At 62.6% G+C, this 25610-nt stretch carries 28 protein-coding genes; 11 read left to right on the forward strand and 17 right to left on the reverse strand.

Translation table 11 applies throughout. From position 1 onward, the window contains the following. The first annotated feature begins 33 nt into the window (after positions 1-33). Positions 34-1182 (forward strand): alkane 1-monooxygenase, encoded by a 1149-nt coding sequence (locus tag K8B33_RS08085; RefSeq protein WP_223425436.1) that lies wholly within the window; start codon positions 34-36, stop codon positions 1180-1182. A 149-nt stretch (positions 1183-1331) separates the two neighbouring features. Here the strand turns inward: K8B33_RS08085 and K8B33_RS08090 are convergent, their stop codons facing one another. Further along, positions 1332-2360, reverse strand: a complete 1029-nt coding sequence (locus K8B33_RS08090; protein ID WP_223425438.1) for a DUF5924 family protein — start codon at positions 2358-2360, stop codon at positions 1332-1334. A 174-nt stretch (positions 2361-2534) separates the two neighbouring features. Here K8B33_RS08090 and K8B33_RS08095 point away from each other — a divergent pair, with 174 nt between their 5' ends. Continuing rightward, on the forward strand, positions 2535-3515 hold the full coding sequence (locus tag K8B33_RS08095) for a sodium-dependent bicarbonate transport family permease (protein WP_223425441.1): 981 nt from the start codon (positions 2535-2537) through the stop codon (positions 3513-3515). A gap of 19 nt (positions 3516-3534) precedes the next feature. Here the strand turns inward: K8B33_RS08095 and K8B33_RS08100 are convergent, their stop codons facing one another. The 3 genes from K8B33_RS08100 to K8B33_RS08110 form a co-directional block, all read right to left on the reverse strand. Continuing rightward, on the reverse strand, positions 3535-4662 hold the full coding sequence (locus K8B33_RS08100; protein ID WP_223425444.1) for an aminotransferase class V-fold PLP-dependent enzyme: 1128 nt from the start codon (positions 4660-4662) through the stop codon (positions 3535-3537). Positions 4663-4744: 82 nt separating this feature from the next. Continuing rightward, complete coding sequence (gene recG, locus K8B33_RS08105; RefSeq protein WP_223425446.1) at positions 4745-6820, reverse strand: ATP-dependent DNA helicase RecG; 2076 nt, start codon at positions 6818-6820, stop codon at positions 4745-4747. 12 nt (positions 6821-6832) lie between these two features. Further along, on the reverse strand, positions 6833-7750 hold the full coding sequence (locus K8B33_RS08110) for a LysR substrate-binding domain-containing protein (protein WP_223425449.1): 918 nt from the start codon (positions 7748-7750) through the stop codon (positions 6833-6835). Positions 7751-7860: 110 nt separating this feature from the next. Here K8B33_RS08110 and K8B33_RS08115 point away from each other — a divergent pair, with 110 nt between their 5' ends. After that, a complete protein-coding gene (locus K8B33_RS08115; RefSeq protein WP_223425451.1) occupies positions 7861-8700 on the forward strand; it encodes an NAD-dependent epimerase/dehydratase family protein in 840 nt (279 codons plus the stop codon). 7 nt (positions 8701-8707) lie between these two features. Here K8B33_RS08115 and K8B33_RS08120 read toward each other — a convergent pair whose 3' ends face one another. The 8 genes from K8B33_RS08120 to K8B33_RS08155 form a co-directional block, all read right to left on the reverse strand. Further along, the gene (locus K8B33_RS08120) at positions 8708-9094 is read right to left on the reverse strand and encodes a RidA family protein (RefSeq protein ID WP_223425453.1); all 387 of its coding nucleotides are present in this window, start codon (positions 9092-9094) and stop codon (positions 8708-8710) included. A 60-nt stretch (positions 9095-9154) separates the two neighbouring features. Then, entirely contained in the window at positions 9155-11275 is a 2121-nt protein-coding gene (spoT, locus tag K8B33_RS08125) for a bifunctional GTP diphosphokinase/guanosine-3',5'-bis pyrophosphate 3'-pyrophosphohydrolase (RefSeq protein ID WP_223425454.1), read from the reverse strand. 197 nt (positions 11276-11472) lie between these two features. Then, positions 11473-11736 (reverse strand): DNA-directed RNA polymerase subunit omega, encoded by a 264-nt coding sequence (gene rpoZ, locus K8B33_RS08130; RefSeq protein WP_223425455.1) that lies wholly within the window; start codon positions 11734-11736, stop codon positions 11473-11475. A gap of 57 nt (positions 11737-11793) precedes the next feature. Continuing rightward, on the reverse strand, positions 11794-12444 hold the full coding sequence (gene gmk, locus K8B33_RS08135; RefSeq protein WP_223425456.1) for a guanylate kinase: 651 nt from the start codon (positions 12442-12444) through the stop codon (positions 11794-11796). Positions 12445-12572: 128 nt separating this feature from the next. Then, positions 12573-13337 carry an SDR family NAD(P)-dependent oxidoreductase gene (locus K8B33_RS08140; RefSeq protein ID WP_223425457.1) on the reverse strand — a complete coding sequence of 255 codons (765 nt, stop codon included), beginning with the start codon at positions 13335-13337 and terminating at the stop codon, positions 12573-12575. Positions 13338-13500: 163 nt separating this feature from the next. Next, a complete protein-coding gene (locus K8B33_RS08145; protein ID WP_223425458.1) occupies positions 13501-13917 on the reverse strand; it encodes a helix-turn-helix domain-containing protein in 417 nt (138 codons plus the stop codon). Positions 13918-13919: 2 nt separating this feature from the next. Then, entirely contained in the window at positions 13920-14231 is a 312-nt protein-coding gene (locus K8B33_RS08150) for a type II toxin-antitoxin system HigB family toxin (protein ID WP_223425459.1), read from the reverse strand. 61 nt (positions 14232-14292) lie between these two features. Continuing rightward, positions 14293-15162 carry a YicC/YloC family endoribonuclease gene (locus tag K8B33_RS08155; RefSeq protein WP_223425460.1) on the reverse strand — a complete coding sequence of 290 codons (870 nt, stop codon included), beginning with the start codon at positions 15160-15162 and terminating at the stop codon, positions 14293-14295. 153 nt (positions 15163-15315) lie between these two features. Between K8B33_RS08155 and rph the strand changes: the two genes are divergently transcribed. Genes rph through K8B33_RS08170 form a run of 3 tightly spaced genes read left to right on the forward strand, consistent with a single transcriptional unit; the run spans position 15316 to position 17345 of the window. Continuing rightward, complete coding sequence (gene rph, locus K8B33_RS08160) at positions 15316-16032, forward strand: ribonuclease PH (protein WP_223425461.1); 717 nt, start codon at positions 15316-15318, stop codon at positions 16030-16032. A 10-nt stretch (positions 16033-16042) separates the two neighbouring features. Next, positions 16043-16684: an orotate phosphoribosyltransferase gene (pyrE, locus tag K8B33_RS08165; protein ID WP_223425462.1), complete on the forward strand. Its 642-nt coding sequence runs from the start codon at positions 16043-16045 to the stop codon at positions 16682-16684. A gap of 22 nt (positions 16685-16706) precedes the next feature. Continuing rightward, positions 16707-17345, forward strand: a complete 639-nt coding sequence (locus K8B33_RS08170; RefSeq protein WP_223425463.1) for a hypothetical protein — start codon at positions 16707-16709, stop codon at positions 17343-17345. A 33-nt stretch (positions 17346-17378) separates the two neighbouring features. On the opposite strand, the gene slmA is transcribed toward K8B33_RS08170, so the two are convergent. The 5 genes from slmA to coaBC all read right to left on the reverse strand — a co-directional run bounded on the left by slmA (position 17379) and on the right by coaBC (position 23161). After that, entirely contained in the window at positions 17379-17969 is a 591-nt protein-coding gene (slmA, locus tag K8B33_RS08175) for a nucleoid occlusion factor SlmA (RefSeq protein WP_223426076.1), read from the reverse strand. A 53-nt stretch (positions 17970-18022) separates the two neighbouring features. Then, complete coding sequence (gene argB / locus K8B33_RS08180; RefSeq protein WP_223425464.1) at positions 18023-18919, reverse strand: acetylglutamate kinase; 897 nt, start codon at positions 18917-18919, stop codon at positions 18023-18025. A 12-nt stretch (positions 18920-18931) separates the two neighbouring features. Beyond that, entirely contained in the window at positions 18932-21427 is a 2496-nt protein-coding gene (locus K8B33_RS08185; RefSeq protein WP_223425465.1) for a phosphomannomutase/phosphoglucomutase, read from the reverse strand. 79 nt (positions 21428-21506) lie between these two features. Beyond that, positions 21507-21956: a dUTP diphosphatase gene (gene dut / locus K8B33_RS08190; protein ID WP_223425467.1), complete on the reverse strand. Its 450-nt coding sequence runs from the start codon at positions 21954-21956 to the stop codon at positions 21507-21509. A gap of 5 nt (positions 21957-21961) precedes the next feature. Beyond that, a complete protein-coding gene (gene coaBC, locus K8B33_RS08195; RefSeq protein WP_223425468.1) occupies positions 21962-23161 on the reverse strand; it encodes a bifunctional phosphopantothenoylcysteine decarboxylase/phosphopantothenate--cysteine ligase CoaBC in 1200 nt (399 codons plus the stop codon). A 111-nt stretch (positions 23162-23272) separates the two neighbouring features. On the opposite strand from coaBC, the gene radC reads away from it, so the two are divergent. The 5 genes from radC to K8B33_RS08220 all read left to right on the forward strand — a co-directional run bounded on the left by radC (position 23273) and on the right by K8B33_RS08220 (position 25594). Further along, positions 23273-23953, forward strand: coding sequence for a RadC family protein (radC, locus tag K8B33_RS08200; protein ID WP_223425469.1), 681 nt, complete (start codon positions 23273-23275; stop codon positions 23951-23953). Positions 23954-24102: 149 nt separating this feature from the next. Continuing rightward, entirely contained in the window at positions 24103-24339 is a 237-nt protein-coding gene (gene rpmB / locus K8B33_RS08205) for a 50S ribosomal protein L28 (protein WP_223425470.1), read from the forward strand. A gap of 14 nt (positions 24340-24353) precedes the next feature. Further along, positions 24354-24524 carry a 50S ribosomal protein L33 gene (rpmG, locus tag K8B33_RS08210; RefSeq protein ID WP_223425471.1) on the forward strand — a complete coding sequence of 57 codons (171 nt, stop codon included), beginning with the start codon at positions 24354-24356 and terminating at the stop codon, positions 24522-24524. A 332-nt stretch (positions 24525-24856) separates the two neighbouring features. Beyond that, positions 24857-25081, forward strand: coding sequence for a hypothetical protein (locus K8B33_RS08215; protein ID WP_223425472.1), 225 nt, complete (start codon positions 24857-24859; stop codon positions 25079-25081). Positions 25082-25114: 33 nt separating this feature from the next. Further along, on the forward strand, positions 25115-25594 hold the full coding sequence (locus K8B33_RS08220) for a TadE/TadG family type IV pilus assembly protein (protein ID WP_223425473.1): 480 nt from the start codon (positions 25115-25117) through the stop codon (positions 25592-25594). The last annotated feature ends 16 nt before the right edge of the window (positions 25595-25610 follow it).

A 25610-nucleotide genomic window follows, 5' to 3' on the forward strand; every position in this document is an offset into this window, starting at 1 on the left:
GTAATAATCATAACAGCCTTGCAGGAGTCGCCTATGTTAGGGCGTTTGGACCCGGATCGGGTACTCAGATTGAAGAAATGGGGTTATCTGGCGTTCTGGCTGACGGTGCTGCCGATCCTGCCCATGAGTGCCATGATTGGCCGCGAATCCGGTACTCAGGATTACTGGGCCTGGTTCATCTATGTCGTCATCTTCGGCATCGTGCCGATTCTGGATTACATCGTCGGCAAGGACCCGTCGAACCCGAACGAAGAAGTGCAGGTGCCGGCCATGACGGAGGAGCGCATTTATCGTGTGCTGACGTTGTTGATGGTGCCGATCTGGTTCGGTGTGCTGCTCTACAGTGGCTGGGTCTTCATCAACAATGACTACAGCTGGCTCGGCCAGCTCGGCTGGATCGTGTCCATCGGCACCGTGGGTGGTGTGATTGCCATCAATCTGGCGCACGAGCTGATCCACAAGGACCCGAAGATCGAGAACTGGGCCGGTGGCCTGTTGCTGGCGAGTGTGACTTATGCCGGCTTCAAGGTGGAGCATGTGCGTGGGCACCACGTGACGGTGTCGACGCCGGAAGATGCCTCCTCGTCCCGCTATGATCAGGGCGTTTATGCGTTTCTGCTGCGTGCGTTCCCGCACAACTTCGTCAACGCCTGGAAGCTGGAAGCCGCGTATCTGAAGCGCAAGGGCAAGCAGGTGATCAGCCGGCATAACGAACTGATCTGGTGGTACGGGATTTCTGCGGGCATGGCCGTGTTGTTCGGGCTGTTGTTCGGCTGGATGGGTGTCGTGTTCTTCCTGGGCCAGAGTTTTGTGGCGGCGTTTACACTGGAAGTGATCAACTATATCGAGCACTACGGGCTGCATCGCCGGGTGCTGGAGAATGGCCGCTATGAACGGGTGACCCCGGCGCACAGCTGGAACTCCAACTACTTCCTGACCAATCTGGCGCTGTTCCAGTTGCAGCGGCACAGCGATCACCATGCTTACGCCAAGCGTCGCTATCAGGTGCTGCGGCATTACGAAGAGAGCCCGCAGCTGCCCGGTGGCTATGCCAGCATGTACGTGTTGGCGCTGTTCCCGCCGCTGTGGAAAAAAGTCATGAACCCCCGCGTGGCCGCCTACTACGAAGGCGAAATGGACCAGCTGTTCCGCAACAGCAAACGCGTCAACAACATCGCCTGATCTCACAACATGGTGTGCGGAGGGTGCCTTGTAGGGTGTGCTGAGCATAGCGAAGCGCACCGGCACTTTCCGTGTCTTCCCTGGTTTGTGCAGTGCTCTGAACCTTTCGGTGCGCTTCGCCCTTCGGCTCAGCACACCCTACGGACATCCTACCGGGTGACCTGGAAGCGGAGGATGCCCAGGAGTTGGCCGCCTTCGGTGACGACTTGCACCTGCCAGCGGCCGACGGGGTCGGCGGGGAAGTGGCGTTTGCGGGTCCAGGCGCGGTAGCCGGCTTCGCGGCCGCCGCGAATATCCAGGGCGATCCGGTCCACCTGTTGCCCTTCATGCCGCCAGACATGGTAAATGCGTTCGTTAAGGCCGCGTGGTGCGTTGACGGCGGTGTAGGCGAACAACCCGTCGTGTTGTAACGCGTTGGCGTCGATGTGTCGGATGCGATCTCCCGGGGTGCGCTGCGGGCCATCCATTTCCGTCGTGATGGCCACCTCGGTCAGGCGCAATGTTGCGGGCGGTACCCACAGTTGCGCGGCCCACAGCGTGACGCCCAGGCTGGTCAGCATCAGCGCCAGCAGGGGCGCGCGCCACCAACGTCTCAGGGGCACAGTCTGGGACAGGCTGGGGAAGGACAGCACCAGCGTAATGCCGATGGCCAGCGCGTAGCTCTGGGAGGTGGTCAGGTGAATGATGATGGGCAGCGCGGTAAGCAGCACGGCAAACAGCGTCAGGCTGTGAAAGCCCAGATACAGCCAGCGTCGGTTGCTGAGCCACTTGTAGTAGAGCGGGTCGACAATGGACACCAGCGCACCGATGGCCAGTAACCCGGTGAACACGATCTGCCCGCTGGCCCAGGTGGTACTGAGAAAGAAAAACGGCAGCACAAAGAACAGGCTTTCCTGGTGCACCAGTTGGGTGGCGAATTTCAGTACGACGGGCGGCAGGTCAAAACCGAAGCGGCGGGCGATGCCGTCGCGCAGCAGGTTCTCCAGCGTCAGCCAGATCCAGCTGGCCAGCATCAGCGCCGCAATCACCTTGGCCAGCTCCGCCTGGCGATCCACCAGAATGAAGCTGGCCACCCCGGACAGGAAGCCGAACAGGGCGAGCGTGCCCGGGTAGCGCTCGGCGAGCGCGACCAGACGCAGGACAAGCGGCTTCACAATACCGGCGATGCGTGTCGACATGGCGTCATCATAGGGGAGTCCGCGCCCGGCCGGCGCGCATCACTGCACCCTTTTACGAAAGTTTTTTGCGCCGTAGGCCAATGGTGCGCCAGTGCCAGTGCCACTGCCGGGGTGGCGCGAATCGTTGACTGACGGCATCATGGGCGCCCTGTCGGTGGAGCGTGGGAAAGGGGCATGCCGGATATTGTCGTGATGTTTTTCGTGCTGGGTCTGGTGGCCGGGCTGGCACGGTCTGATCTGAGTATTCCAAAAGCCGCCTACGATATTCTCAGTCTGTTGCTGATGCTGACCATTGGTCTCAAGGGTGGTATGGCGCTGCATGGCAATCTCACCTGGATTCTGGTGCCGCAACTGCTGGGCGTGCTGTTGTTGGGGCTGACGTTGCCACTGCTGCTGTTCCCGATTCTGACGCGGGTGGTGGGTCTGAGTCTGGCCAACAGTGCCAGCCTGACCGCGCATTATGGTTCGGTCAGCGCCGGAACCTTTGCGGTGGCGCTGGCGTTTGCGGAAACCCAGCAGCTGGAAGTGGCCGGTGAAGTGACCCTGTATCTGGTGCTGCTGGAGCTGCCGGCGATCCTGATGGCGATGATGCTGTATCGCCACTTCCGCGACCGTCGCGGTGGTGTGGGTGTGGCAACCGGCGCTGGCGAAGCCATGCCGGCGGGTCAGCACTCGGGGGCGTCCCTCTGGCGCGAGGCGTTTACCAACCAGAGCGTGATCCTGCTGGTGGGTGGGGTGGTGATCGGCTGGATGTATGGCCCGCAACAGGGCGCGCTGGTCACAGACCTGTTTACCGGGGGGTTCAAGGCGGTGTTGGCGCTGTTTCTGCTGGAGATGGGGCTGGTGGCGTCGGAGACGCTGAGCCGTTTATCCCGGGGCGATGTGCGGCTGGTGGTGTTTGCGTTGCTGGCGCCAATGCTGTTGGCGATACCGGGCATTCTGGTTGGCCACTGGCTGGGCCTGTCGCCGGGATCGGTGCTGATTCTTGCGAGCCTGACGGCCAGTGCGTCCTACATCGCAGCGCCGACCGCCGTGCGCGGCGCGATTCCGGAGGCGGACATCGGCCTGGCCATGCTGGCGGCCCTGGGGGTGACCTTCCCGTTCAATGTGATGGTCGGTATTCCCCTGTACCACCAGATCATTCAGTTGCTCTGAGCCCGGCGGGGCAGCTGTGTCATGACAGCTGCTTCAGCGCCTCGCTCAGACGTCGCACAGTGCCGTCGATATCGTTGAGCTTGTCGAGACCGAACAGGCCGACGCGGAAGGTCTTGAAGCCAGCCGGCTCGTCGCACATCAGCGGGACACCGGCGGCGGTTTGCAGGCCCCGGCTCAGGAAGGCCTTGCCGGTGTGGATGGCGTCGTCGTCGGTGTAGCAGACCACCACGCCGGGGGCTTCAAAGCCGGGCGCGGCCACGCTGGAAAAGCCCTGCTCTGCCAGCATGGCGCGCACCTGGCGACCAAGAGTGCGCTGGGCTTCGGCTATCTTGTCCAGGCCCAGTGCGCGGGTTTCCAGCATGCTGTCGCGGAACCGGGTCAGGGCGTCGGTGGGCATGGTGGCGTGATAGGCGTGGCCGCCGTTTTCATAGGCCTGCATGATCTGCAGCCATTTTTTCAGGTCGCAGGCGAAGCTGCTGCTGGTGGTGCCGTCGATGCGCGCCAGCGCGGTCTCGCTGAGCATCACCAGGGCGCTGCAGGGCGAGGCGCTCCAGCCTTTTTGCGGGGCGCTGATCAACACGTCCACGCCGGTGGCCTGCATATCCACCCACAGGGTGCCGGAGGCGATGCAGTCGAGCACCAACAGGCCACCCACTGCGTGCACGGCATCTGCCATGGCGCGGATATAGTCGTCCGGCAGCAGCAGGCCGGCGGAGGTTTCCACGTGGGGCGCAAAGACCAGATCCGGCTTGGTGGCGTGGATGCTGGCCACCACCTCGTCGATGGGCGCCGGGGCGAACGGTGCCCTGGCATCGGCGGAGGTCTGGCGCGCCTTGAGCACGGTTTCCTCGGCGGGGATGTTGCCCATGTCGAAGATCTGGCTCCAGCGGTAGCTGAACCAGCCGTTGCGCACCACCAGGCAGTTGGCGTCATTGGCGAACTGCCGCGCTACCGCTTCCATACCGTAGGTGCCGCCACCGGGCACCACCACCACGCCTGCGGCCTTGTACACGTCCTTCAGGTTGCTGGAAATATCCCGCATCACCTGCTGGAAAGTCTGGGACATGTGGTTCAGGGAGCGGTCGTTGAAGACCACGGAATACTCGAGCAGACCGTCGGGATCAACGCCGGGAAACTGGCGGGACATGGTTTTTCTCCTGGCAACAGACGTGTGAAAGCGACCGCAATGATGCCGGTTTTCACGGGGCAGGGCCAATCAGACGTCAGCCCTAAATGTCGGCGTAGCCTTCGGCGCCCTTGAGCCAGCGGTGGATCAGTGCATCGGCGCTGGCGGGGTGATCGGCCAGCACTTGCTCGGCCATGTCGCGGGCGGGCGCCATCAGGGCTTCGTCGCGCATCAGATCGGCAATGCGGAAGGCCAGGTCGCCGGTCTGGCGGGTGCCCAGCCATTCGCCGGGGCCGCGCAGGCGCAGGTCTTCTTCGGCAATGCGGAAGCCGTCGCCGGTCTCGCGCATGACGGCCAGGCGGCGTTTGGCGGTGTGCGATAGCGGGGTCTGGTACAGCAGCACGCAGTAGCTCTTGTTGCCACCGCGCCCGACCCGGCCGCGCAGCTGGTGCAGCTGCGACAAGCCCAGGCGTTCGGCATTTTCCATCACCATCAGGGTGGCGTTGGGCACGTCCACGCCGACTTCGATGACGGTGGTGGCCACCAGCAACTGGGCCTCGCCGCTGGCGAAGCGCGCCATGCGGGCGGCCTTGTCCTTGGCTTTCATGCGACCGTGTACCAGCTCCACGTCCACATCCGGCAAGGCCTCCTTGAGGCTGGCCCAGGTTGCCTCGGCCGCTTGTGCTTGCAGGGCGTCGGACTCTTCAATCAGCGTGCAGACCCAATAGGCCTGAGTGCCCTGCTTGGCGGCGGCATGGACGCGCTCGATCACCGCCGGTCTGCGACTGGCGGGCAGGGCCAGCGTGTCGATGGTCTGGCGTCCCGGCGGCAGCTCATCAATCACCGAGGTGTCGAGATCGCCGTACAGGCTCATCGCCAGGGTGCGGGGAATGGGTGTGGCGGTGAGCACCAGCTGATGCGGAATCTGCGTGTCCTGGCGGCCTTTTTCCCGCAACGCCAGGCGTTGGTGCACGCCAAAGCGGTGCTGTTCGTCGATGATCGTCAGGCCCAGCCGATGGAAGGCTACGGCGTCCTGGAACAGCGCATGGGTGCCCACCACCATGGCCGCCTCACCGCCTGCCAACAGCGCTTGCGTATCGCGCCGGGCTTTCGGGGTCAGGCTGCCGGTCAACCAATGCACGTCGATGCCCAGGGGTGAGAGCCAGTGGCGGAAATTGGCCAGATGCTGTTCGGCCAGCAGTTCGGTGGGGGCCATCAGTGCCACCTGATAGCCCGCCCGAATGGCCATCAGCGCGGCGGCGGCCGCCACCAGGGTCTTGCCGCTGCCCACATCGCCTTGCACGAGTCGCAACATGGGTGAGGGAATCGCCAGGTCAGCGGCAATTTCCTGGATGACCCGCTGCTGGGCGCCGGTCAGCTGAAACGGCAAGCCAGCGCGCAGCTTTGCCACTAGCGCGTCGTCGGTAAAGACCGGCGCGCTGTGGGTTTTTTGCCCGGCGCGGCGGCTGAGCATGCCCAGCTGGTGGGCAACCATTTCTTCCATCACCAGCCGCTGCACAGCCGGGTGGCTGCCGGTGAGCAGCATGTCCACCGGGTCGTCCGGGTTCGGGGCGTGGAGTTTCAGCAGGGCCTCGCGCAGAGTCGGCAGGCTGGCGTCATCCAGCAGTGCTTTCGGCAGCAGGTCCCGGGGCGGGTAACGTTCCAGCAGGGCCAGGGCCTGCTGCATCAGATTGCGCAGGGTTTTCTGGTGCACGCCTTCGGTGGTCGGGTAAACCGGGGTCAGGCGCTTGTCCAGGGGTGGCAGTACGCCGCCGTTGGCGATCTCATATTCGGGGTGATAGAACTCGAGCCCGGTGCCGCCGGCGCGCACTTCGCCGTAGATGCGCACCTGTGTGCCGCGCTCCAGATTGTTTTTCTGTGCGGCAGTAAAATGAAAGAAGCGCAGCGCCACCATGCCGGTGCCGTCGCCCACCTTGCACAACAGGCTGCGGCGGCGGCCGAAGACGATATCGGCGGCCAGTACCTCGCCCTCGATCACCACATGGGTTTCGGGACGCAGGCGGCCGATGGGCTGAATCTGTGTGCGGTCTTCGTAGCGAAACGGCAGATGAAACAGCAGGTCTTCGACGTTATGCAGGCCGAGTTTGGCCAGCCGCTCGGCGCCGCGCGGGCCGACGCCCTTGAGGCCGCTGAGGCTGCGTGCGGCAAGCTCACTCACGGGGCGGCGGCCTCAGGCGGCGTCGGAGCGACTGGTCAGGCCAAGGCGCGGCACGGCCTGGCGCAGGACTTCGATGGCTTTGGGGCGCGGGAAGCTGTCGCGCCACACCAGCGCGATGGTGCGGGTCGGCGCCGGCTTGATGAACGGCCGCACGGAGAAGGCGTTTTCCCGGTAGCCGCTGTGACGCAGGGCCGAATCCGGCAGGATGGTGATGCCCAGGCCGCCGGCCACCATGTGGCGCAGGGTTTCCAGGGAGCCGCCTTCGATCTGTACCAGGTGTTTCTGTTTTTCAGAATCAATGGCCGGGCACAGCTCGAGTACCTGATCGCGGAAGCAGTGGCCTTCGCCGAGCAGCAGCAGGGTTTCTTCCAGCAGCTGTTCCGGGCGGATGGCCTTTTGCTTTTCCCACGGATGGCCTGCGGGCAGCAACACGGAAAAGGATTCCTCGTACATCTTTGCCCGTACCAGCCCGCCGCCGGAAAAAGGCAGCGCCACAATGATGGCGTCCAGCTCGCCGCGGTCGAGTTTGCCGCGCAGCACATGGGTGTAGTTTTCTTCGATAAACAGCGGCATGTCCGGCGCGCCCTTGCGCACCTTGGGGACCATTTCCGGGAACAGGTACGGGGCCACGGTGAAGATGGCGCCGACGCGCAGTGGCGCGCCCAACTGGTCGCGCTGGGTATCGGCCAGTTGCTCCAGCAGCTCCACTTGCTCCAGCACGCGCTGGGCCTGGGCAATGATCGGCTCGGCGTCGACGGTGACGCGGACTTCCCGGGGGCGGCGTTCGAACAGACTCAGCCCGAGGTGTTCCTCGAGCTTGCGAATCGCCGCGCTCAGTGTCGGCTGACTGACGTGGCAGGCGTCCGCTGCGCGACCGAAATGTTTTTCCCGTGCGAGCGCCACCAGGTAGCGCAGTTCTGTTAATGTCATGACAATCCCGTTTGCCTGGCTGAACAGATAGTTTGATCACGTTCTGATGATCAATAGTAGCTATTGGTCAGTGTAAATCAATAGTTGTTTTCGTAATCTCAGGAGCAGATATGGCGCATGTGCTGGTGGCAGGGCTGGGCGATCTGGGTACCGGGCTGGCCCGGCGCTGGCTGGATCAGGGTGCGCAGGTCAGCGGTATCCGGCGACGTCAGGAAAGCCCTGCCGGGGTCGATCTGTATGCCCAGGATCTGGCGGCAGACCCGGTACTGTTGCCGCCGGACCCGGTGGATCTGCTGTATATCATCATGACACCGTCCGGCCGCGATGAGGCCGGATACCACAGCGCCTATATCACGGCGCCGCTGCGCCTGCTGGCAGCGCTGGCGGCGCAGCAGCCTTTGCCGCCGGTGATCTTTGTGTCGAGCACAGCGGTATACGGGGATCAGGAAGGTTGGGTGGATGAAGACACGCCGCCGACACCGTCACGCTTCAATGGCCGCATCATGCTGGCGGCGGAGGAAGAAATCTCCGTGCGTGGCCTGTCCACCAGCGTGCGTTTCTCCGGCATTTACGGCCCGGGTCGAGCGCGGTTGTTGCGTATGGTCGAGCGGATTGCCGAGGGCGAGGCGCCGCCGGCGCCGGTGTATGGCAACCGGATTCACAGCGCGGATTGCATTGGTTTGCTGCATCACCTGGGCCAGCGTTGGCTGGCCAATGACGCCCCGCCGGCGGTGGTGATCGGTACCGATCAGGCGCCGGTGGTCAATTATGAGGTGCTGAACTGGCTGGGGGAGCAGATGGGGCAGCCGCTGGATCTGGCGGTGCCGGAGAACGTGCCGGGCAAGCGTTTGCGCAGCCAGTATCTGGCGCAAGGGCATTATGCGCTGACTCACCCCGACTATCGTTCAGGTTACGGTGCAGGCGATGGTCAGGAAAGCGGGCTCGCCTGAGCCGCGCTTATTCCAGAATCAGCACGCCATCCATTTCCACTTCCGCGCCTTTGGGCAGCGCGGCAACGCCGATCGCGGCGCGCGCCGGGTAAGGCTCATGGAAGTACTGGGCCATGATCTCGTTGACGGTGGCGAAGTGGCTCAGGTCGGTGAGGAAGATGTTGAGTTTGACGATGGCCTGCAGGTTGCCGCCGGCGGCGTCGCACACAGCGCTGAGGTTGTCGAACACGCGGCGGATCTGCACGGCGATATCCCCCTCGACCAGCGTCATCGTGGCCGGGTCCAGCGGGATCTGCCCGCTCAGGTAGACGGTGCTGCCCACCTTGATGGCCTGGGAATAGGTGCCGATGGCGGCAGGCGCCTTGTCGGTGCTGATGGTCGAGCGGTTTGGCATGGTCTTGTCCGGTTAATGGTGTAGTGCTGTGAATGGTGCTGTAAATAGTGCTGCTAACGGTCAGCCGGTCAGCCGGCTGATACGAATCACGTTTTCCAGTTTGCGCAGGCGTTTGATCAGCCGGGCGAAATGAATCCGGTCGCGCACGGTCACATTGGCATTGATGACCGTTACCGTAGCATCTTTTTCGGCCATGGTGATGGTTTCGATATTCGAGCCCAGTTCCGAGAAGGCCGTGGCCAGGGTGGCCAGCACGCCCTTCTTGTTGACCAGCTCGATACGGATGCCGGCCGAAAAGTCCTGTGCCACTTCCCGATCCCAGTAAAGTGCGATGCACTTTTCCGGGTTGCTGCGCATCTCATTGAGCAGGTTCTTGCAGGTGTCGCGGTGTACCACGATGCCCCGGCCGGCGCTGAGATGGCCGAGCACGGCGTCGCCGGGCAGCGGGTGGCAGCACTTGGCGTAGCTCACCAGCAGGCCCTCGGTGCCGCGAATCGCCAGCGGTTTGCGGTCATCGGCCGGGTCGCGCTCGGTTTCCTCGCGATTGCCCGCCAGTTTGCGTGCGACCAGCGGGGCCAGGCGGTTGCCCAGGCCGATGTCTTCCAGCAGGTCATCCAGGGCCGGATAGTTGTTGGCCGCCAGCTCCGCGATAACACGCTCGATGGCCAGGTCGTTCATGGTCAGGCCGTAGCCCGCCAGCGCTTTCTCCAGCAGGCGTTCGCCCAGCTGCACGGAGTCTTCCCGCCGCTGGTGCTTGAGAAAATGGCGAATGTTGGAGCGCGCCTTGCCGGTTATGACGAAGTTCAGCCAGGACGGATTGGGGGTGGCGGTTGGTGTGGTAATGATGCGAATGGTCTGGCCGGACTCCAGCGGCGTGGACAATGCCGCCAGCTTGCCGTCGATGCGCACCGCCACGCAGGTGTTGCCCACTTTGGTATGCACCGCGTAGGCAAAATCCACGGCGGTGGCGCCCACCGGCAGCTCCTTGATCTCGCCCTTGGGGGTGAAGACGTAGACTTCATCCGGGAACAGATCGACCTTGACGTTCTCGATGAATTCCATGGAGTTGCCCGCTTTTTGCTGCATCTCCAGCAGCCGCCCCATCCAGGCCTGGGCGCGGGTGGAGGTTGGCGTGTTGGCGCCATCGGCATCGGCTTTATACAGCCAGTGGGCGGCGATGCCGTTGTTGGCCATGGCTTCCATTTCTTCGGTACGAATCTGGATTTCCAGCGGCACACCGCTGCGCGCCTTGAGCGTGGTGTGCAAGCTCTGGTAGCCGTTGGCCTTGGGAATGGCCACGTAATCCTTGAAGCGCCCGGGGATCGGCGTGAAGTAATTGTGTACCGCGCCAAGCACGCGGTAGCAGGTGTCCACCTTGTCGACGATGATGCGGAAGCCGTACACATCCATGATTTCATTGAGCGGCTTGTGCTGCTCTTTCATCTTCATGTAGATGCTGTAGAGGTGCTTCTCGCGGCCGAGAATGCGGGCCTGGATGCCCTCCTCTTCCAGACAATGCTCGATACTGGATTTGAGGGTCGACAGAATTTCCTTGCGGTGGCCCCGGGCGGCCTTCACGGCTTTGGAGATCAGGTCGGCGCGCATCGGGTAGATGGCGTTGAAGCCCAGATCTTCGTATTCGACGCGGATGTTGTACATGCCCAGGCGGTTGGCAATGGGGGCGTAGATTTCCAGGGTTTCGGTGGCGATGCGTTTGCGCTTGTCCGCCGGCATGGAGTGCAGGGTGCGCATGTTGTGCAGCCGGTCTGCCAGCTTGACCAGGATGACGCGGATATCGCGGGTCATGGCCAGCATCATCTTGCGCAGGTTCTCGGCCTGCTGTTCGGCCTTGGATTCGAACTTGATCTGGGCAATCTTGGAAACGCCGTCCACCAGCTCTGCCACGCCGGGGCTGAACATTTCTGCCAGCTGCTCCTTGCTGACGCCCGTGTCCTCGATCACATCATGCAGCATGGCGGCCATCAGGCTCTCATGGTCCATGTGCATGTCAGTCAGGATGTTGGCTACCGCCAGGGGATGCGTGATGTAGGGATCGCCGGTGCGGCGATACTGGCCCTCGTGGGCGTGCTCGGCAAATTCGTAGGCGCGTACGACCTGGCCGATCTGGTCATCGTCCAGATAGCTCTTGAGCCGTTTGACCAATGTGTTGATGGTGGGCAATTGGGCGCCTTAGTCGTTGCCTGAGTTGTTGCCTGCGTGAAGTTGCGAGCGTGTTACTCAAGCGTAAAGGCTGTGGCGCGGGCTTGTCTACGGCACTGTCTTACAAAAGCACCGTGAGTGATTGAAATACAGGGAAAAACAGGCGGGGCAAACAGGCCGGAAAGACGTGGCGAGGGAGGGCTCCCTCGCCGCAGGTATTACTCGCCGAAGGACTCTGTCAGCAGCGCCAGCTCGTCGATTTCGCCGCTGCGATCGCTGAGCTCGTTGTCGACGGAATCACGGGTGACGAAGCCTTCTGCGATTTCACGCAGGGCAACAACCGTAGGCTTGTCATTTTCCCAGGCGACGCGGGGCTCTTTGCCACCGGTCTGCAGTTGGCGCGCGCGTTTGCCGGCGACCAGCACCAGCTCAAAGCGGTTATCGAGTTTTTCCAGACAGTCTTCTACCGTGACGCGTGCCATGTGTATCCACCTCGTGTTCGCTGGGAGCTACCGGCGTGGGCCGGTGAGCCGGGCATTCTAACCGTTTGCGCTGCTTTTGGACAACAATTCACCAATTCGAGTGGCCTGGGCCTTCTGCTGGGCCAGGATGCGCAGGCGATGACTGCGCAGAATCGCCTTGAGATCCCCCAGCGCATGCTCGAAATCGTCGTTGATAACCAGGTAATCGAACTCGCCGTAGTGGGACATCTCGTCCTGGGCCCCGGCCAGCCGCCGGGCGATCACCGCGTCGTCGTCCTGGCCGCGACCGCGCAGGCGGCTTTCCAGCTCGGGCAGTGAGGGCGGCAGGATGAAGATGCTGGCGGCGTCTGGCACCAGGCGGCGTATCTGCTCGGCGCCCTGCCAGTCGATTTCGAGAATCACGTCCTCACCGGCTTTCAGGGTGTCGCTGACCCAGTCGGCGGAGGTGCCGTAGAGGTTGCCGAACACCTCGGCATGTTCCAGGAAGCGGCCTTCGCCGACTTTTTGCAGGAACGTATCCCGGTCGGTGAAGTGATAGTTGATGCCGTCCTCTTCACCGGGGCGGATGGCCCGGGTGGTGTGAGACACCGAAATACGCACGCCGTCCAGTGTGTCTACCAGTGCGGCCACCAGGCTGGTCTTGCCGGCCCCGGAGGGTGCGGACACGATAAACAGGGTGCCGTGGGCTGTAGCAGGTGTGTTGGGCATATCGGGTCCGTATGGCTGCAGGGCGATCAGACCCGGCATTATAGGGGTCTGTCGCCGATGCGTCACAGAGCACGGGCGCGAAATTGCCTCGGATGGACGATCGTGGCGTCCGTTCTGGCGCGGTTGGCCTATTGCGCGCAGTAGCCACCGTCTACCAGATAGGTGTTGCCGTTGCAGCCGGAGGCCGCATCAGAGAACAGGAATACCGCCATGCCCGCGCACTCGTCGTTGGAGACGTAGCGCCCGAGGGGGATGCGTGCCACGAACGCCTTGTGTACCGCCTCACCGTGGCCCGGATTGGCCTGATCTTCGATCGAGCGCATCATGCGGTTGTCCACCGGGCCGGGGTTCAGTGTGTTGACCCGGATGCCCTCCGGGCCGAGTTCTGCCGCCAGGCAGCGCATCATCCCCACTACCGCATGTTTGCTGCTGACATAGGGTGACAGCCCGGAGGCGCCGCGCAGACCGGCCACGCTGGAGGTGATCACGATGCTGCCGCCGCCCGCCTGGCGCAAGGCGGGCAGTGCGGCCTCCACGCCAAGGCGCACGCCATGCACATTCACGGCAAACACCTTCTCCCAGGCTGCATCGGAACGCCTGTCGAACGGACCCACCTCGCCTTCGATCCCCGCGTTCAGGAACACCGCGTCCAGCCGACCAAAGTGCTCCAGTGCCGCCGTCACCATGCGCGTGTTGTCCTCGCGCCGGCTCACATCTACCGCCAGCCCCGTCGCCCGCTCGCCCAGCGATGTGGCTATTGCCTCCACCGGGCCCGCTTCGCGGTCGGTGATCACCACGCTCGCGCCCTGTGCATACGCCATGCGCGCTGTGGCCTCGCCAATGCCGCCCGCACCACCGGTAATCGCGATCACTTTCCCGTTCAAGCTGCCCATGCCCGGACTCCCGCATTTTTTCGTCAGTGTCCATACTAGCGGGGCAGCAGCCTGTGGAACCTTGATCCGCGTCATGACCTGTTGCTGCATCCACGGCGCGTATGTCAGCGGTGCACGTCACAGGGATGTTCGGGCTTGCGGGATCAGGTCGTGTGGCGGGCGCTCAGAAAAACAGCGCCGGCTGGACGTCGAAGCGCTGGCACAGCACGGTGATATGACTGCGGGTCAGGCCGCGTTCGCCGCGCAGGATGCGCGATACCAGTGATTTGGAGCCTATTTCAGGCAAATCGGCGACGCCGAGGCCGTGTTGTTCCATCAGCAAGCGCAGTGTGCTGATGGCGGGGTCCTGGCCTGCGACGGCGGCGTTGAACTGCTTGAACTCAGGGGCGCTGCTTTCCCAGCGCTCGATCGCTGCGCCCAACACCTCAATCAACGGCTTCTGCGTATCGTAATCCTCAATCAGTTCATCCATCAGCGCCAGGGCGGCGGCGTAATCGCTATCGCTGTCGATATGGCTTATGTACCGGGCCTCGCGAAACAGCGCTGCTGCCATCTGCTTGATTGCTGCGTGTGAAGTCATGGTCATTCACCCTGTTTCGCGTAACGTTTGCACAGTGCGTCGTATTCCGCGTGCGGTACGATGTGTTTCACGTACAGCCGGTTGTCACGAAATTCGATAAAGGCAATCAGGCGCAGATTATTGCCGCCGATATCGATGACCCACCATTTGTCCCTGTGTCGGAAGTTGTCCAGCGATGGAAACACGGCCGGCAAAGATTCCGGTGCGGGAGATTCGCCCGCGCGGAGCACTCTATAGGTGCGTTGAAGTGCCTCGGCATCATTGGGGTGCAGCCGTGCAGCATCATTGAACGGCTTCCTGGATAAGACATGCATACAACAATCCTTGTCAGTATGGTCTGAATGCTAGCACGAGTTGCCAAAATGTCAACTCGCGTCACTCTATATTCTGGATCTGTTCCCGCATCTGTTCGATCAGCACCTTTAACTCCACCGCTGCCTGGGTGGTCTCGGTGTCCACAGACTTGGACGCCAGGGTGTTGGCTTCCCGATTAAGCTCCTGCATCAGAAAGTCGAGCCGGCGGCCAACGTGGCCACCTTCGGTCAGGGCGCGGCGCACCTCGGTGACGTGAGCCTCCAGGCGGTCCAGCTCTTCGGCCACGTCCATTTTCTGGGCCAGCAGCACCAGTTCCTGTTCCAGGCGTTCGGGGTCAGGGCTGGCGAGGATGTCTTCGACGCGCTTCTTCAGGCGTTCACGCAGGCCGTCGAGAATCAGGGGCAGGGCTTTGCGGGTGCGGGCGACCTGTACCAGGATGCCGTCGAGGCGTTCTTCCACCATCTTTGTCAGGGCCGCGCCTTCACGGGCGCGGGTGTCCACCAGGCTGGTCAGGGCCTCCTCAAGCAGGGCCATGGCCGGTTTGGCCAGGGCGCTGAAATCCACCTCCTTCATCTGGAGCACGCCGGGCATGCGCAGGATTTCAGTGGGGCTGACCGGGGCCGGGTGGTGGATCAGTTCGCCGACCCGGTGCAGGGCCTGGCCGAGTTGCTGCACCAGTGCTTCGTCCAGGCTGACGCTGGCCTCTCCTGCATCGGCCTGATAACGGAGACCGATTTCGATCTTGCCGCGATTCAGGTGCTTACGGCACAGCTCGCGCACCGGGCCGTCCAGCTCGCGGAAGGCGTCCGGCAGGCGCGGGCTGACTTCCAGATAGCGATGGTTCACCGATTTCAGTTCCCACACCAGGGTGGTGTGCTGGGCGTCGATATGCCGGTCGCTGCGGGCAAAGGCGGTCATGCTCTGAATCATGGAAGGTCCTTACATTGCGTGGTTGTCGAGTCTAGCCCGGCTGTAGAGAGGTGGCCAGCGGCGCAGCCCGGGCGGGCCGGCTATGCTAGAATCCCGGCTCACTCAATGACCGTCGCCCAGTGACAGTCTCATCAAGCCCTCAAAGGAGTTTTCATGCGTCCCTCAGGTCGAGCCCCGGATCAGTTGCGCGATATCCGTTTTACGCGCGAATTTACCAAACATGCCGAGGGCAGTGTGCTGGTGGAATTCGGTGAAACCCGGGTGCTGTGCACGGCGTCGGTGGAAGAAGGTGTACCGCGCTTCCTGAAGGGCAAGGGGCAAGGCTGGATCACGGCTGAGTACGGCATGCTGCCGCGCGCGACCCACACCCGTAACCAGCGTGAATCGACCCGTGGCAAGCAAGGTGGCCGCACGCTGGAGATTCAGCGCCTGATCGGCCGCTCCCTGCGGGCGGCGGTGGACATGAAGAAGCTGGGTGAGAACACCATTCTGATCGATTGCGACGTGTTGCAGGCCGATGGCGGCACGCGCACGGCGTCGATTTCCGGTGCCTGCGTGGCGCTGGTGGATGCCTTGAGCTTCCTGCTGGAGAAAAAACGCATCAAGGATGACCCGCTGGAATGCCTGATCGCGTCGGTCTCCGTCGGGCTCTACCAGGGCACGCCGGTGCTGGATCTGGATTACGCGGAAGACTCCACGGCCGACACGGACATGAATGTGGTGATGACCCAGCAAGGCGGCTTTGTCGAGATTCAGGGCACGGCGGAAGCGGCGCCCTTCACCATGGCCCAGCAGCAGGACATGCTGACGCTGGCGGATCAGGGCATTCAGAATATCCTGCGCCAGCAGCAAGCGGCGCTGGGCTGGTAAGGGGGCAATGATGCAACCCTATCAGAAAGCGTTCATTGAATTTGCGCTGGGGCGTGAGGCGCTGAAGTTTGGCGAGTTCACGCTGAAGTCGGGCCGGGTGAGCCCGTATTTCTTCAATGCCGGCACGTTTCACACCGGCGAGGCGCTGTCACGGCTGGGGCGCTTCTACGCGGCGGCGATTGTCGATGCCGGTGTTGAGTTCGATATGCTGTTTGGCCCGGCCTACAAGGGCATCCCGCTGGTGGCGGCCGTCGCGGTAGCACTGGCAGAGAATCACGGCATCGACAAGCCCTGGGCGTTCAACCGCAAGGAAGCCAAGGATCACGGTGAAGGCGGGTTGATTGTGGGTGCGCCGCTGGCGGGCCGGGCGCTGGTTATTGATGATGTGATCACGGCCGGGACGGCAATACGTGAAGTGGCGGCGCTGTTTGATGACAGCCCGGCGCAGATGGCGGGCGTCGTGGTGGCGCTGGATCGTCAGGAGCGTGGCCAGGGCGACTTGTCTGCGATTCAGGATGTTGAGCACAGTCTGGGTGTGCGGGTACACAGTATCGTCGGTATGTCGGATATCATCGATTATCTGGCGGGGACGCAGGATGAGGCGCACCTTGGCGCGATGCGGGCGTACCGCAGTCAGTATGGGGTGGCATAAAACGGTGTATGGCGAGCGTGTGATGAAGTCTCTGCAAACAATCTGCCTGGCTGTGGCGCTGCTCTCGGCGCCGACGGCCTTGCTGGCGCGTGGTGGCAAGACGCCGGAGCCGGAGGCGTTGCCGCCGGGTGCGGTGTACCGCTACATCAATGCGGAGGGCAGCATGGTGATGACCCATGCGCTGCCGGAAGAAGGCATCTATGCCGGGTACGACATCATTGATGCCCAGGGGCGGGTCATCCAGCAGGTTGAAGCAGCGCCCTCGCCGGCGGAGCAGGAAACGTTGCGAGCGCAGCGGGACCAGGCTCGTGAGGCAGAGCTGCAGAGCCGGCGTGATCGGGAACTGCTGCGCATGTATGCGGTGCCGGACGATGCCGAGCGTGCGCGCGACAGGCAGTTGGCAGCGTTGCAGCTGAATATCGATTACGCCCGGGGCAATATTGCCCAGCTGCGCAGTCGCCTCGATACCGAAATCAGCAATGCGGCACGCATCGAACGCAGCGGTCGCGATGTGCCGGAGGCCACCGCCGTCGTGATTGAACGTTATGGCCGGCAGATCAGTGACCTGGAGCAGGAAATTCTCCAGCACGAGGCGGACATGGAGCAGGTGCGGGAGAACTTTACGCCAATCATCGAGCGGTTGCGCCAGATCACGAAGTAGCAGCCGCGCGCCTCAGTGCAAATCACGACCTGCTCAGCTGCGGAAAATCACCGCCGCGAGCAAGGGCCACTGTTCTGCCCAGCCCTGGGTGGGCGCCTGTTTGAAACCGGAACGTACAAATTGCGCGATACGCCCTTCGACCACAGCCAGTAGCAGGTTTGCTGTGGCGGTGGGCGTGGTTTCCGTGCGCAGTCCCTGCTTGAACTCGGCGTCTCGCAGCAACTGGCGCAATTGGCTTTCCACGCGTTCAAAGAATTGCTGGATGCGCAGGCGCAAGCGTTCGTTTTCGCCGGTCAGTGCATCACCGGTGAGCAGCCGGGTGATGCCCGGGTTGCGTTCGGTAAAGCCCAGTAACAGGTCCATGATGCGCTTGGTCTGGTCCAGGGCGTCCGGTGTTTCCTGTACGATGCGATTCACGTTGGTGAACACCGCATCCTCAACAAAATTGATCAAGCCTTCGAACATCTTCGCCTTGCTGGGAAAATGCCGATACAGCGCAGCTTCGGAGACCCCCACCTCCCGTGCCAGCCCGGCGGTCGTGATGCGGCCGCCGGGTTCTGCTTCCAGCATATGTGCCAGTGCTTGCAGGATCTGATCCTTGCGTGACACTTTTTCTTCACTCACTTTTTCTTCGCGCATAACCCCTTCCCACGGTTCTGTTGCGTTTTATATGCCCGCTATCGGCGTGTGATCAGGGTCCCGATCCCCTGATTGGTCAGCACTTCCAGCAGCACAGCATGCGGCACCCGACCATCAATGATATGCGCGGTATGTACGCCGTTGTTGACCGCATCCAGTGCGCAGCCGATCTTGGGCAGCATGCCGCCATAAATCGTCCCGTCATCGATCAGCGCCTGGACGCGCTCGGCGCTCAGGCCAGTCAGGATATTGTCCTGCTTGTCTTTCAGCCCCGCCACATTGGTCAGCAGAATCAGCTTTTCGGCGCGCAGCACTTCGGCCACTTTGCCGGCGACGAGATCGGCGTTGATGTTATAGGACACGCCGGCATCGTCCACGCCAATGGGTGCGATGACCGGAATGAAATCGCTGCCGGAGACCATTTCCAGCACGCGCACGTCAATACCCTGCACTTCGCCCACATGGCCGATATCGATGATCTCCGGGGCTTTCAATGCCGGGTCATCCGCGTCGGCCTGAAGCAGCATCTTGCGAGCCCGGATCAGTTCGCCGTCCTTGCCGGTGAGGCCGATGGCGCGGCCGCCGTTGCGGTGGATCAGGCTGACGATTTCCTTGTTCACCAGACCGCCGAGCACCATCTGCACCACGTCCATGGTTTCGCTGTCGGTCACGCGCATGCCCTGGACGAAGGTGGACTCCTTGCCCAGGCGCTTGAGCAGATCGCCGATCTGCGGGCCGCCGCCGTGAACAATGACCGGATGCATGCCGACGGCTTTCATCAACACGATATCGCGGGCAAACGAGTTCTTCAGCGCCTCGTTTTCCATCGCGTTGCCGCCGTACTTGATCACCACGGTGGTACCGGCGAAGCGCTGGATGTAGGGCAGCGCTTCAATCAGGATCCGCGCTGTTTCGCTGGCACGGTTCTGGTCCATGTTGTCTCCGTCCTAAAAAGGCAGTTTCAGTTTCGGTTCGATACTTTGCAGTTCTGTGCGGAACAGGGCAACGATGCGTTGCAGTGCTGCCTTGTCGCGGCCTTCGAAGCGCGCGGTCAGCGCCGGTGTGGTGTTGGAGGCACGCACCAGGCCCCAGCCGTCCTCAAAGTCTACGCGCAGACCGTCCAGTGTGGAGATATTGCCGTCGGCAAAGGCGGCCTGTCGTGCAATCAGGCGCTCCACCAGCGCAAATTTGCTCTGCTCGCTGGCGGGGATCAGCAGCTCGGGTGTGGTGACGCCGGTGGTCAGGCGGTCGAACAGCACATCGGCGCTGTGGCTCTCCAGGGCCAGAATTTCCAGCAACCGGGCAGCGGCGTAAAGCGCATCGTCAAAGCCGTACCAGCGATCGGCAAAGAACATGTGACCGCTCATCTCGCCTGCCAGTGGTGCGCCGGTCTCACGCATGCGGGCTTTCATCAGGGCGTGCCCGGATTTGCCCATCAGGGGCCGACCGCCCATGCGGCTGATCAGTTTGGCGAGTTCGCGACTGCACTTCACATCAAACAGGATGTCGGCGCCGGGTGAGCGGGACAACAGGTCCCGCGCAAACAGCATCAACAATCTGTCGGGCCAGATGATCTCGCCCTTGGGTGTCACGATGCCGAGGCGGTCGCCGTCACCGTCGAAGGCGATGCCGATGTCCGCGTTATGCTGCGTCACCGCCTGAATCAATGCATGCAGGTTTTCCGGGCGGCTCGGGTCCGGGTGATGATTGGGGAAGTGGCCGTCGACCTCGGCGAACAAGGGCATGACCTCGCAGCCCAGGCTGCGAAACAACTGGGGCGCCATGGCGCCAGTGATGCCATTGCCGCAATCGATCACGACCTTTAATGGCCGTGCCAGGGCGATGTCTTCGGCCAGGGCATGCTGGTAGCGCTCGCGGATATCGCGCTGGTCGGCGCGCCCCTGGCCCTCACTGAAGCGCGCTTCGGTAATCCGCTGGTACAGATTGCGGATGCGTTCGCCGCTGAGGGTTTCGCCGCCGATAACCACCTTGACGCCATTGTAGGTTGATGGGTTGTGGCTGCCTGTGACGACGACGCCGGATTGTACGTCCATCACCGCCGTGCCGTAGTACAGCACCGGTGTCGGCACGGCGCCGATGTCGATCACGTCGCGGCCGCTGGCGAGCAGGCCTTTTGTCAGCGCCTCCGTCAGTTCGTCGGAAGAGGTGCGGCCATCCCGCGCCACCAGCAGTGTCTGCTGGCCGGCGTCGCCCGCCTCTGAGCCAATGGCGCGGCCAATCAGCGTCATGATCTCGGTGTTGAGCGTCTTGCCGACGATGCCGCGAATGTCGTACTCGCGGAAGATTTCTTCCGGCACCTGGATCTGTGGCGTGGCCTCAGGCGTGCCGTCCTCGATCAACAGACTGGTATCTTCCTCCACCAGGATGTCCATGAACGCATCCATGGGCGCCGCCGGTCGGGGGCGGCCGCCGCCGCTGCGGGGATTGGCCTGACTGGCTGCGCGCTTGTCGAGGGCGGCCCTGGCCTCGGCGAGGGCGCTGAAGGCAAACCGGGGTGAACCCTGGGTGTTGAGCAGGCTGGCGTCGCGGGTGATGCGATGCCCGATGTCACGAATGATCATCACGACGGCAGCCAGCAACAGCACCAGTGCGGTCCCGGCCAGAATCAGGAACAGGGTGCGCGATGTGTTGATCGGTGCGGGCAGGCCGCGATAGGTCAGGGTCAGGTCGCCACTGGCGCGCCGCGTCGCCAGGGCGTCACCGGAGGGCTGGCCGATGGATATCAGAACGGTGCTGTTGTCATCCTGGCGAATTTCGATGCCGCCACCGTTCAGGGTGATGCGTCGCAGTTGCGAGGCCAGGGTGTCGAAGGTCTGTTCCATCAGTACAACGCCCAGCGCATTGCCGCTGCCGTCGTCCGCGGTGCGAGCCGCCAGCAGACGCAGTGGCGAGCCCGGGAGCAGCACCATGGGGGGTATCGGGTTGTCCCGGGCCTGCTTGACCATGTCCCGCGCGCTGAATGAAAGCGCATGGGTGCTCTGTGAGTCCTGATGGGCAACCAGTGTGATGCGCGTATGGGGCAGCTGCTGGCTCAAGCGCAGCGCCGTGGTGTCCGGGTCACCGTTTGCGAAAGCCTGCCGCACCGTATGGCTGTCGACCAGCGCCGCCAGCTGTGCTTCGCTGAGGGCCATCTGCTGATTGATCAGCGCGGCGGGTTGTTGCAGCAGCGTTTCCGCCAGTGACACGCTGCGCTGTGTCTGCTCCGGGCCGTACAGCAACCAGGCGCTGGCTGCCGTCATGGCGCCCAGGATGACGAGTACGCTCACCGTGGCGGCGACAAGATGTTGTGTGAGGCCGCCGGTTACCGGTGGGGCCGAGTTGCGAGGGGCGGCTTTTTTGCTGCCCTTGCTTTTCTTCTTGTCGTCGGGGGCCCGGTCCGGTTTTTCCGGCTTCTTGCGGGCCGCCTTGTCTTTTTTGCTCATGACTGTGTTCCCCCAGTAATGCCCCAGTAATGCCTTGCTATGCTTGGTGCCATGCTATTTGCGGCAGGTCGGCCGGGCGTCAGCGCCCGGTGTGACCAAAGCCGCCGCTGCCGCGCTCGCTGGTGTCAAATGTCTCCACTTGCTCCAGGGCAACCTGCATCACCGGCACAATGACCAGCTGCGCGAGGCGGTCGCCGGGTTCCAGCGTGAAGGCGGCGTGGCCCCGGTTCCAGCAAGACACCATCAGTTCGCCCTGGTAGTCCGAATCAATCAGACCGACGAGATTGCCCAGCACGATGCCGTGTTTATGGCCCAGCCCGGAGCGCGGCAGAATAAGACCCGCGTAACCCGGATCGGCAATGTGGATCGCCAGCCCGGTGGGAATCAGTACCGTCTGCCCTGGCTCGATGACCAGTGATGCCTCAACCATGGCGCGCAGATCAAGCCCGGCGGAGCCATCAGTGGCGTAGGCGGGTAACGGAAAGGTCTCGCCCAGAAGCGGATTGAGTACTTTGTATTGCAGTTTCATTCAGGTCACCGCTTGTAGCGAATGGCGATCAGTTCGATCAGCTGTTTGGCAATCTGCCGTTTGGCGGCCAGCGGCAGTACCTTGTGTCCGCCCGGCCAGATTACGGTCAGCGCATTGTTATCACTGTTGAAGCCGACGTTCTCCCCCGAGACGTCGTTGGTGGCGATCATGTCCAGCTTCTTGTTCTCCAGCTTGGCCTGCGCATAGGTCATCACGTCGCGGGTTTCTGCGGCGAAACCGACAGTAAAGGGCCGTCGATCGTGGGCAGAGACGGAGGCGACGATGTCCCGGTTCTTGACCAGCGTGAGGTGAATTTCCTCGGTGGATTTCTTGATCTTGTGATCTGCCGTGACGGTGGGCCGGTAATCGGCCACCGCTGCGGTGGCGATGAAGATGTCGCAGCCCTGATCCACCGCGCTGAGACAGGCATCAAACATCTCTTCGGCGCGGATCACGTCTGTGCGCTTGACCCGGGTCGGCGTCGGCAGGTTGACCGGCCCGCTGATCAGGGTCACGCGGGCGCCCGCTTCCGCTGCGGCCTCGGCGATGGCAAAGCCCATTTTGCCGGAGCTCTGGTTGGTGATGTAGCGCACCGGATCAATGGCTTCCCGGGTGGGCCCGGCGTTGATCACCACATGCAGGCCGGTGAGCAGGTCGTGGTCGAAGACTTCGGCCGCCATCTGTGCAATCTCGGCGGGCTCGAGCATGCGGCCGGGGCCGACTTCGCCGCAGGCCTGGCTGCCGGAACCGGGGCCGAACAGACGCACGCCCTTTTCCTGCAGGATCAGCAGGTTCTTCTGGGTGGCCGTGTCGGCCCACATCTGCTGGTTCATGGCGGGCGCCAGGGCAATCGGCGCGCCGGTGGCCAGGCACAGGGTGGTGAGCAGATCGTTGCCGTGGCCGTGGGCCATGCGCGCCATGAAATTGGCGGATGCTGGCGCAATCAGGACCAGATCGGCCCAGCGCGCCAGCTCGATATGCCCCATCGCCGCTTCGGCACGGGGGTCCAGCAGATCGGTATGTACCGGGTGCCCGGACAGGGCCTGCATGGTCAGCGGCGTGATGAACTCGCAGGCGCCAGCGGTCATGACCACGCGCACTTCAGCCCCGGCATCCTGCAGGCGGCGGACCAGATCGGCACTCTTGTAGGCGGCAATCCCGCCCGTCACACCCAGCAGGATGCGTTTATTGACCAGTCGTTCCATAGTGCTTATTGTCTCCGATACTGCGCCACGGAAGGCGCCAAGAGTAGCACCGTTAGGCGGTGGAGTAACTGCCCACTCCTGCGGGCGATTAACTGACACAAGGAATGTGCCATGTCGATTCATGCCTGGCCCGAGAGCCAGCGCCCTCGCGAAAAACTGCTGGCCCGTGGCGCCGACAAACTCAGCGATGCTGAACTGCTTGCCCTGTTCCTGGGCTCCGGTCTGGCGGGATGCAATGCGGTGGAGACGGCGCGTCGCGTCCTGCATGACGCTGGTGGACTGCGCGCCTTGCTGGAAATGCCGCCGCCCCGCCAGCGTCAACTACCGGGTATCGGCCCTGCCCGGCAGGCGCTGCTGAGTGCGTCACTGGAGCTGGGGCGCCGCTATCTGGGCGAGCCCCTGACCCGTGGCAAGGCCCTGACACAGCCCGCAGATGCCGCCCAGTATCTGAATGCCTGCCTGCGGGGCCATCGGCACGAGGTGTTTGCCTGTCTGTTCCTGGACAACAAGCACCGGATGCTGGCGTATGAGGAGATCTTTCATGGGACCATCGACAGCGCCGCCGTCTATCCCAGGGAGGTGCTGCGCCGCGCGATGGTGCACAATGCTGCAGCGGTGATATTGGCCCACAACCACCCTTCGGGTGTGGCGGAGCCCAGCGAAGCCGATCGCAGTATTACGGAGAAGCTGATCCGGACGCTGGATATGGTGGATGTCCGGGTGCTGGATCATCTGATCATCGGAGATGGCATCTGGACGTCGTTGCGGGAGCGTGACTGGCCGGTTTGCTGAGAAGGACCGGTTTTTTGGGCCGGTTTGGCCTTATTTGGGCGGATAACCTTGCCTGAGGCGGCGGCCTCTGGTATAAATCGCCGCCTTATTCCGCAGTGGGGCCGAGTTATGCCTGCCGCTGCGAGCACACGATTCTCTGGAGCACGATCATGTCCAAGGTTTGCCAGGTTACCGGTAAGCGCCCCATTACGGGTAACAACGTATCGCACGCCAACAACAAGACGAAGCGTCGTTTCGAGCCGAATCTGCACTACCACCGTTTCTGGGTGGAAGCAGAGAAGCGCTTCGTGCGGCTGCGGGTGTCAGCCAAGGGCATGCGGATCATTGATAAAGTCGGTATCGACAAAGTGTTGGCGGACGTTCGCGCCAGCGGCCAGAAAGTCTGACGGAGGCCTGAGTCATGGCGGGTAAAGCAGTTCGCGAGAAGATCAAGCTCGTGTCCAGTGCGGGCACAGGGCACTACTACACCACCACCAAGAACAAGCGGAATCATCCCGAGAAAATCGAGACCCGCAAGTACGATCCGGTGGTGCGTCAGCACGTCGCCTACAAGGAAGCCAAGATCAAGTAAGTTCTGATCTGTCTGGCAACCCCTGAAAACCCGGCTTCGGCCGGGTTTTTTGTGCCTGGTGATCCAGCGAGCGCCGGCGGGAGGGCATAGAGAGGGGTGTTGGGTCGGAGGTAGCAGCAAGGACAGGCTTGACGGAACAGATTGTTGACAGGCGCCACTATGGGGTTAACGTAGACAAGAGTGAACGCTGGGTTGCCTGATGGCATCGAGCGCCACGATACAGTCACGTTTTGAAAACATAACGAAACTGTGAACTGCGTCGTGATTCTTTACACTGCTGGGTGCTTCTGATAAAAACTGACTAGATGCCAACTACGAAAAAGGGGTTAGCCATGGATAAGCAATCCGCACACGAGTCAAGACAGACGGACACTGTCTCAGCAGTGGCCAGCACTGCGGGACGTAAGTCCCAAAAAGGCGCGAGCGCTATCGAGTACGTCATGATCATCGCGGTGATCGTGATCGCCATTGCCCTGGCCTTCACACAGACCGGACTGGGGCCTGCGGTAACGTCTGTGTTCACCGAAATGGGTGAACAGCTTGATACCGGGGATTAAGTGCACACCGGGTGCCTCGTGCAGAGTGCATCTGTGAAGCGCGTCGCTGCGCCAGATCGGGCGCAGCAACAGCGGGGGGCCGTAGCATTGGAATTCGTGCTGCTGTTCCCGTTCTTTATCCTGGTAGTGCTCGGCGCGCTTTACTTCGCTTCTGCGTTCAACACGCAGCGTGGCCTGTTGTTTGCCGCCCAGAGCGGTGGCGATGCGGCGCTGCGGGTGGACCGCAGCCAGTTCACGCTCCCGGGTGAAGCCATCGCGTATATGGACCGGGTGCGGGCGGAAGCCTGCCCCGTGATCACGGCGGCGCTGCGCCGGCAATCGCGGGATGTGGCGGAGAAGCTGGGTGATTCGGCCTGTCCGGAAGAGGCGGCCGGTACCGATTTCGTCAGCATTTCCCTGGATACCGGGCAGCCCGCTATCCTGATTGTTATCGGCTATGAGCCGGACTGGCGGCCGCCGTTGCTGGGGCAATTTGTACCGAGCATTTCAGCCACGGCCTCCGTGCCTTTCTGAGGCGTTCGGGGTCTGG

The organism is Alcanivorax limicola (assembly GCF_019931215.1).
GTDB classification, from domain to species: domain Bacteria; phylum Pseudomonadota; class Gammaproteobacteria; order Pseudomonadales; family Alcanivoracaceae; genus Isoalcanivorax; species Isoalcanivorax limicola.